At 47.1% G+C, this 8,639-nt stretch carries 8 protein-coding genes; 3 read left to right on the top strand and 5 right to left on the bottom strand.

Annotated elements, in window-relative coordinates:
• Positions 1-51: 51 nt before the first annotated feature.
• From EOO50_RS15760 to EOO50_RS15750, 3 genes are all read left to right on the top strand, one after another.
• On the top strand, positions 52-906 hold the full coding sequence (locus EOO50_RS15760; protein ID WP_290841247.1) for an NAD(P)H-binding protein: 855 nt from the start codon (positions 52-54) through the stop codon (positions 904-906).
• A 63-nt stretch (positions 907-969) separates the two neighbouring features.
• Positions 970-1,254, top strand: coding sequence for a hypothetical protein (locus EOO50_RS15755; RefSeq protein WP_290841246.1), 285 nt, complete (start codon positions 970-972; stop codon positions 1,252-1,254).
• A 192-nt stretch (positions 1,255-1,446) separates the two neighbouring features.
• Positions 1,447-2,139, top strand: coding sequence for a TlpA disulfide reductase family protein (locus tag EOO50_RS15750; protein ID WP_290841245.1), 693 nt, complete (start codon positions 1,447-1,449; stop codon positions 2,137-2,139).
• 68 nt (positions 2,140-2,207) lie between these two features.
• Here EOO50_RS15750 and EOO50_RS15745 read toward each other — a convergent pair whose 3' ends face one another.
• From EOO50_RS15745 to gcvP, 5 genes are all read right to left on the bottom strand, one after another.
• Positions 2,208-3,056: a glycosyltransferase family A protein gene (locus EOO50_RS15745; RefSeq protein ID WP_290841244.1), complete on the bottom strand. Its 849-nt coding sequence runs from the start codon at positions 3,054-3,056 to the stop codon at positions 2,208-2,210.
• 103 nt (positions 3,057-3,159) lie between these two features.
• A complete protein-coding gene (locus EOO50_RS15740) occupies positions 3,160-3,681 on the bottom strand; it encodes a methyltransferase (protein WP_290841243.1) in 522 nt (173 codons plus the stop codon).
• A 126-nt stretch (positions 3,682-3,807) separates the two neighbouring features.
• Positions 3,808-4,866 (bottom strand): 3-oxoacyl-ACP synthase III family protein, encoded by a 1,059-nt coding sequence (locus tag EOO50_RS15735; RefSeq protein WP_290841242.1) that lies wholly within the window; start codon positions 4,864-4,866, stop codon positions 3,808-3,810.
• Positions 4,867-5,004: 138 nt separating this feature from the next.
• Positions 5,005-5,382 (bottom strand): group III truncated hemoglobin, encoded by a 378-nt coding sequence (locus EOO50_RS15730; protein ID WP_290841241.1) that lies wholly within the window; start codon positions 5,380-5,382, stop codon positions 5,005-5,007.
• Positions 5,383-5,714: 332 nt separating this feature from the next.
• Positions 5,715-8,564 carry an aminomethyl-transferring glycine dehydrogenase gene (gene gcvP, locus EOO50_RS15725; protein ID WP_290841240.1) on the bottom strand — a complete coding sequence of 950 codons (2,850 nt, stop codon included), beginning with the start codon at positions 8,562-8,564 and terminating at the stop codon, positions 5,715-5,717.
• Positions 8,565-8,639: the final 75 nt, after the last annotated feature.

Here is an 8,639-nt window from a genome sequence, read left to right as displayed (position 1 = left end):
CTGTAAAAAACAAGGCTTGTCTCTGATGTAACTTTACGAAAAATCAAAATCATGATAATCGTTTTAGGAGCAACCGGCCACATCGGATCGCAAGTGATCAAACTACTTTCGCAGAAAGACGATCAAGTCATCGGGATCACGCACGATGAAAAAAACAGGTTTCAAATCGAATCGTCGGGAGCCGAAGCGGCAGTCGCGGACGTCAACGATGTCGAACAACTGACGAAAGTTTTTGAGCGCGGCGATGTATTGTATTTCCTGAATCCGCCTGGCGATATTTCAAAAGATCCGTCGGCTGAAGAAAAAGATTTCGTCGCAAAAATCATCGAGGCGATCAAAAAGTCAGGCATCAAAAAAGTCGTCGCCGAATCCACGTATGGCGCGCAATCCGGAGAGAAACTCGGCAATTTGGGCGTGTTGTACGAAATGGAAAAAGCGCTTGAAAAACTGGACACCGACATGACGATCATCCGAGGCGCGTATTATTTCACGAATTGGGAAATGTCACTGGAATCGGCTAAAACCGAAGGAAAAATCTATTCGATGTATCCGCCCGATTTCAAGTTACCGATGGTCGATCCCAAAGACATAGCCGAATTCGCGACCCAGAAATTAACCTCGAATACCAACGAAAAACTCAATTTCATCGAAGGTCCGCAACAGTATTCGCCAAACGATGTCGCCGCCGCGTTCTCTATAGCGCTCAGAAAACCCGTCGAAGCGGTCGAAATAAAGCGCGAAGGCTGGCAAGATTTCCTCACAAATGCAGGTTTTTCAGCCGTCGCCGCCGAATCGATGATCAATATGACGCAACTCACGCTCGATGCCGAATTCGAAAGCGAAAATGCAAATCGCGGAACGACCAATCTCGAGGAATATGTCGCAGCGCTGTTGAACGAACGCTAGCTCGCGCGACGACTTGATTCGGAAACCATAAATTTCTATCTTTCAGCATCAAGCGGTTTTGATATGAGAGGAATTTTGGTTTGTCTGTTGTTTTTATGCGGTTCTGCTTTTGGCCAGCGCGCGTTGGTCGAGCAAGTCGTCGCGAAGTACAAATCGCACCGATCGGTTTCGTTTTCAGTAAAGTATCGCATCAAGACGTTCGACAGTGAAGGCGATACGACGAAAATCGTGGGCAAAGCAAATTGGTCAGGAAGGCAAATGACACGCTATTTGGTGGCGACATTTTCTATCGGTATCAGTACGCCGACCGCTCTGGACATACTTATTACGACGGAACGACGATTTTGATGATCGACGATGCGAAAAAAAGTGCGACGCGATTCAATGTTTTAAAAGGCGAAACGAGCCAGATTTCCGGCAGGTTCGACGGCGAAATTTTTAAAATAGCGTTCATGAAACCCGAACGGCTATTGTCGTATGTCGACGATAAAGCGAACAATGTTTCTTACTTCAAGCCTCAGATCCAAAAAAATTACCGCCGTGAAAATAAAACTTCCCGACGATGGCGACCTTACGAATAGCGTGTACACGTACATTATCGATGAGAAATCCAACGAAATCGTAAAAATTACAGCCCAAAATACGCTGATCGATCAAGTTCAATACAATGAATGGTTGATTGCGGATTTGAATTTTTCCGGCCTTTCGAAAGCCGATCTCAAGAATGAAGTATCGGAACTAACAAAAAATTATTCGGTTACCGATTTTTCGCCACCGAGTCCTGAAGATCTTGCGCCCATAGCCGAAAACACGCTAGCGCCGCGGTTAACCGGAGATTTTTACACCGGTGAAAAATTCAATCTGGAAAATTACAAAGGAAAGCCCGTCATTTTGGATTTCTGGTATATCGCGTGTTACCCGTGCCAAAAATCGATTCCGCAACTTTCGAAACTCGCGAAAAAGTATCAAAACAGAATTCATGTGATCGGCGCAAATGCAACCGACGCTTCCGACATCGGGAAAGCTAAAATTCCCGCGTTTATCAAACGCACAAAAATGGACTATCCGATTGTTTTCGTTTCGCGGGAAGCCGTAAAGGAATTTCGGGTTTCAGCCTTCCCGACGCTTTATCTGATCGATAAAAACGGGATGGTGCGCAAGTCGCTCGTCGGATTCAGCGAAGATGCCGAACCGGTGCTCGACGCGACAATCGAAAAAATGCTAATGGAATAAAATCAGGATTGATCACCGCAAAACCTTAATTTCCTTAATTTCCTTAATGTTCTTAATGGTTCAAAAAATCAAAACAACTTCTTCTTCATTTTCTCCAACCGATATTTGCGAATGAACTTCGCCTGTTCATGAGTAACCAACATCGCTTTTCCTGACGATTTCGCCTTCCAAAATCCACTCATATAATCCAAAAACAGCAAGGGTTTCTTCTTTTTCATCGCCAGTTTCGCCGATGCGATCGCCGTGATCAAAAAGCCGTAACCCAACGAATAGAATGCTTCGCCTTGTTTGTATCGGGCGGCCTTGTCGTAATTCGCGCCCGTCGGTTTCAAGTGTTTCACATGAAGTTCGGGAACCGTCACGACTTTCCAGCCGTAAAATTTACACAGCAATTCGTCGACCGTATCCCAGCCCATCGCGGGTTTCAATCCGCCGATTTGATCGAAACAGGATTTGCGGTATGCTTTGAACGCGCCGCGAATGTGATCTTTGTCGGTGAGGTTTTCAAGAATCCAATCGCCGTTTTTCTCGATGTACGCGAAACCACCAACCATTCCAATCTTTTCTTCCGATCCGAATTTTGCGAGTATCGTTTCAAAATAATTGGCAGGAAAAATCAAGTCGGCGTCGACTTTTACGATGATGTCGAAGTCTTTTTGGACAATTTCAAAACCTTTTTGGAACGCGCGAATTACCTTGCTTCCGGGCAAATGCACGGCATCGGAAGTCGTGTTCAACAGTTTGATCCACGGAAATTTTTGTGAAAAGCTGGAAACGATTTGAGCAGTCGAATCGGTCGAATTGTCATTGACGACAACGACGTCATTTGGCAAAACGGTTTGCGCTGCCAATGAATCCAGCGTCAAAGCGATGAATTTCTCCTCATTGTAAGCCGGAATTACCACCGTATAATTCATACGTCAATCAAAAATAATTCTCCCACCGGAAGACAAGCACTCAAATAAACAAATCAACAAATCAACAAATCAACACCCGAGCGCAGCGGAATAAATCAACAAATCAACCTTTCTCCGCATACACAATATAATACCGATTCGTAATCCTCCTCAAAAACGGCCTAATCCCAAACTTCTTCACCGGATTCGTCCACTGCGCGCGATCGACGATTTTCCAACCCGTTTTCTCGAGCAGCCAATCCAATTGCCAATCTTCAAATTCGTGATAATGGCGGTCCCAAGGGTCGGTTTTGGAGCGATACGCGGGTGAAAACCACAGTCGCATCGGGATCGAGATAAAGAGTTTGTCGGCTTTTATGTTTTGCAGTATCGTGTACGGGTTGAGCAAGTGTTCGAAAATCTCGAACGCCGTAACCGTGTCGTAATCGCCGTTTTGAAGCGCCGATTGGTCGTTGTCGAGATCTTCGCCGGACGTATTTTTCACGTCGAACTTCTCGTTCTTCATGATTTTGGAGAACGGATTCTCGACACCCAGATCAAGTATTTTCTCGTGACCCGAAGTATGTTTTTTGAGGAACGCCAGCGTGAGACGGAAGCGTTTGTCTGGATACGTATTTTCGTACATGGAACGATTGCCTAGCCCCGATGCGAGTGAAAATCCTTTTTACATAACCTGCAAGGTTTTCAAAACCTTGTAGGTTTGGGAAAAGATTGGAACGGGCAGCGGGAAATTGCTTCTAAATATTAAAAATCAATACCGGTAAACGAACGCATTGATGTTCATGCCCGCGCCAACCGACGCAAAGATAAGCACATCGCCTTTATTTAACTGCTGGTTGTCGACTTTTCCTTTTACCAATAAATCGTACAGGGTCGGGACGGTCGCGACGCTGCTGTTGCCGAGTTTGTGGATGCTCATGGGCATGATCAAATCAGGTGGCGTTTGCCCGTACAGTTTGTAGAAACGCTGGATGATCGCCTCGTCCATTTTTTCGTTGGCTTGGTGGATGAGGACTTTTTTGACTTCCGAGATATCGATGCCGCTTTTGTCAAGGCACGATTTCATAGCCAAAGGCACTTGATTGAGCGCGAATTCGTAGATTTTTCGGCCGTGCATTTTTATGTAACGCACATCGGGATGCAATTCTTTGTTGTAGGAATTTCCGAAGAACAGATAATACGCTTCGTCATACGTGAAACTCGCGCTTTCGTGTGCGAGCAGGCCGTTCTCGTCGTCGCAGGCCTCTATGATAGTCGCTCCGGCACCGTCCGAATAGATCATGGAATCGCGATCGTGCGGATCGACGACTCTCGACAGGGTTTCGGCCCCGATTACGAGACATTTTTTCGCCATGCCCGACTTGATGAACGCATTCGCCTGAAGCACGCCTTCGACCCAGCCCGGACAGCCGAACAAGATATCGTAAGCGACGCATTTTGGGTTTTTGATGCGCAGACTGTGCTTGACGCGCGTAGCCAGACTCGGCAGCATATCTGACTGGATCGCGCCTTGTTTCACGTCGCCGAAGTTGTGCGCCATGATGATGTAGTCGAGCGTTTCAGCGTCGATGCCCGAATCTTCGATGGCTTTTTGAGCCGCGAAATAGGCGATGTCCGATGTCGTCAATTCATCGCTGACGTAACGTCTTTCCTCAATTCCGGTAATGTCCTTGAATTTTCGGATCACGACTTCGCCGGGATAATGCAGAGGCGTTCCGTCTTCGTTTAGAAATTCGTGTTGTCCGAAATCGGTGTTGGTGCGCGTAATCTCGGGAATGTAGCTTCCGGAGCCGGTGATCTTAACGTTCATGCTAAAAGGGCAATTTATTATGATAAAGTTAACTTTTAAAACGAAGTCTGGATGCTAAATATTGGAAAAGTGAGGCTTATTGCGACTTTCTCAAATAATGCAGCGCAAAAAAATAGATGTTGTAAAGATTTTGTGAATTTACTGTAGCTTGGTTTGTATGATCGTGCCTACTGAAAGCGCACGTGTAATGGTTTTCTCGGCATTTTCACCAGCGAAATTTTCATGGACGACGGCTTTGAAAGTATCGAACCAGATCTTGAAATGTTCGGTTGATAAAGGCGTCCGTTCATGAATGCCGACATGAATTTGCATCGCGTTGCGGCGGTAATCTCCGGTTCCGAAAAGCACTTGTTCCCAAAAGTCGGCGATCGTTGGCAAATGCGCTTCCAGGTTGATTTTCATGACGTCGATGAAAATACGATGCATCTCGTGATTTCGCAGCAATTTTTCGTAAAACCGCGAAAGCAATAGTTCGAGATCGGCGCGGGATTCGATGTCGGTTAGGAGTTTTGCCATTAGTTTCACAGTTTTTAAGAATGCGACAATTGTGCGTGCGCAAGCATAGAAATTGCGCAAAATCTCGATGTGTCAATTTTTTTTGGCCACGAATGCACGAATTTACACGGATAAAAAATACAGCGTACATTTATTGACCTCAATTTAATTTGTCGGTCGCTTGGACGGCGAACTCTTACGCAAATTTTAGATAATTCAGTGTTTAAAAAAATACCCGCGAAAATTCGTGCATTCGTGGCAAAAGAAAATAATCAGCTTTAAAAAATTAGCCGCGAACCCGCGAATTAAAACCTCTAATTCGCAAGTTCGCGGCTAAAATATTCGCAGTTAAATTACGATTCCATATACGCCTCGATCGGAGCGCACGAGCAAATCAAATTCCTGTCCCCAAACGCATCGTCAACGCGACGTACGCTAGGCCAGAATTTATTGTCGGCGATATACTCCAACGGATACGCGGCTTTTTCGCGAGAATACGGGAAATCCCAACCGTCTGAAGTCAGCATCGCCAACGTGTGAGGCGAATTCTTCAAGACGTTGTTCTTATCCTCGATCGTCGATTCTTCGATTTCTTTTCGGATCGAAATCATCGCATCGCAAAAACGATCCAATTCTTCCAGATTCTCCGATTCGGTCGGTTCGATCATCAATGTTCCGGCAACCGGGAACGACACCGTCGGTGCGTGGAAGCCGTAGTCCATCAAGCGTTTCGCGATATCGACAACCTCAATTCCTTTTTCCTTGAACGGACGGCATTCGAGAATCATCTCGTGGGCAGCGCGTCCCATTTCGCCCGTGTAAAGCGTGTCGTAATGACCCGCCAGGCGTTCTTTGATATAGTTGGCATTCAGGATCGCGTGTTCGGTCGACGACTTCAAACCTTCGGCACCAAGCATCGTGATATATCCGTATGAAATCAGGCACACCAAAGCAGAACCCCAAGGCGCGGCTGAAATCGCCGAGATCGCGTTGTCGCCTCCGGTCGGGATGATCGGGTTCGTCGGCAAGAATGGAACTAGGTGTTTCGCGACGCAAATCGGTCCGACTCCGGGTCCACCGCCTCCGTGAGGAATCGCGAATGTCTTGTGTAAATTCAGGTGGCAAACGTCAGCTCCGATCGTTGCCGGATTCGTGAGCCCAACTTGTGCGTTCATGTTCGCGCCGTCCATATAAACCTGTCCGCCGTTTTCGTGGATCAATTTTGTGACTTCGATGATCGTCGCCTCGTAAACGCCGTGGGTCGATGGATACGTGACCATCAAACAAGACAAATCGTCTTTGTGTTCAATCGCTTTCGCGCGAAGATCTTCCACGTCGATATTTCCGTTCGCGAGCGTTTTGGTCACGACGATGTGCATGCCCGCCATCGCAGCCGATGCAGGATTCGTTCCGTGGGCCGAAGCCGGGATCAAACACACGTTTCTGTGTCCGTCGCCGTTCGCGATGTGATACGCGCGTATCGCCATCAAACCTGCGTATTCGCCCTGGGCGCCCGAATTCGGTTGAAGCGACGTGCCCGCGAATCCCGTCACGACGTTCAATTGGTGCTCGAGTTTTTTCAATAATGTTTGATAACCTTGCGCTTGTTCGATAGGGGCAAAAGGGTGGATCGCGTTCCAATTCGGCATTGAAAGTGGTAACATTTCAGCGGCCGCGTTGAGTTTCATCGTACATGAACCCAATGAAATCATCGAGTGGTTCAGCGCCAAATCTTTGCGCTCTAACATTTTGATGTAACGCATGAGCGCCGTTTCAGAATGGTGCTTGTTGAAAACCTCGTGCTTCAAAAATTCCGAAGTACGCTCAAGATTGTCGGGATAATTTTTCGTTTGCGAAAATTCGGGAACGACGATCGTTTCCTTCCCGACTGCTTCGGCGAAAATCGCAATGATTTGGTTTACGTCAGATTTTGAAGTCGTTTCGTTGAACGAAATCGAGATCGTATCGTTGTCGACGTAGAAAAAGTTGAATTCGTTTTTCTCGGCGATCGCTTTTACTTTTTGTGCGTCGGCTTTGACCAAAATCGTATCGAAGAAGTTCGAATTCGTTTGGTAAACGCCGAGTTTGTTCAGCGCATCAGCAGTCGTGACGGCAGCCGCATGGACTTTGTCGGCGATGTATTCCAAACCTTTCGGCCCGTGATAAACCGCGTACATTCCGGCCATAACCGCAAGTAAAACCTGAGCCGTACAGATGTTCGACGTCGCTTTTTCACGTTTGATATGCTGTTCGCGTGTCTGCAACGCCATGCGAAGCGCGCGGTTTCCGTTCGTGTCGATCGTAACTCCGATGATTCGGCCCGGCATCGAACGCTTGTATTCCTCTTTGGTCGCGAAGAAACCTGCGTGAGGCCCGCCGTAACCCATGGGGATTCCGAAACGTTGTGTCGTTCCGACGACTACATCGGCGCCCATTTCGCCAGGAGAAGTCAATTTCACCAAGCTCAGGATGTCGGCCGCGACCGCTGTTTTTATGTCTTTCGCTTTCGCTTTTTGTATGAATCCGGTGTAGTCGAAAACCTGTCCGAATTTACCCGGATACTGCAATATCGCCGCGAAGAAATCATCACCGAATGAAAATTCCTCGTGGTTTCCGATGACCAATTCGATTCCGATCGGAGTCGCGCGGGTTTCCAAAACTGAAAGTGTCTGCGGCAAAATCTCCTCGGAAACAAAGAATTTATTTACATTGTTTTTCTTCTGGTCGCGCGTTCTTACGTCGAACAAAAGCGCCATGGCTTCGGCCGCGGCTGTTCCTTCATCAAGCAAAGATGCGTTCGCGATTTCCATGCCCGAAAGTTCGATGACGGTTGTCTGGAAATTCAAAAGCGCTTCAAGCCTTCCCTGCGCGATTTCAGCCTGATAAGGCGTGTAAGCCGTGTACCAACCCGGGTTTTCAAAGATATTTCGTTGGATCGCCGCGGGAACGATCGCCGGATGATAACCCAATCCGATGTAAGATTTGAAGACCTTATTCTGCAAACCAAGCTCGCGCATGTGGTTCAGGAATTCGTATTCGGTAAGCGCTGGCTCGAGATCGAGCGGGGCTTTGAGACGGATATCGTCAGGCAACGTTTCATAAACCAATCGTTCGATAGACTCGACTCCAATGGTTTTCAACATTTTGTGTACATCATTCTCACGTGGCCCGATGTGCCGTAAAGCAAAAGCGTCTGTTCTCATAAAGGGTAAAATGCGTGTTGTTTAAAGTGCCACAAAAGTACTGAATACTATCAAAAATTTTGGTGGCTTTAACGT

Source organism: Flavobacterium sp. (genome assembly GCF_004211145.1).
Lineage (GTDB): Bacteria > Bacteroidota > Bacteroidia > Flavobacteriales > Flavobacteriaceae > Flavobacterium.
The sequence above is the reverse complement of the archived record's forward strand: the minus strand, read 5'-3'. Positions and strand labels throughout refer to the sequence as shown.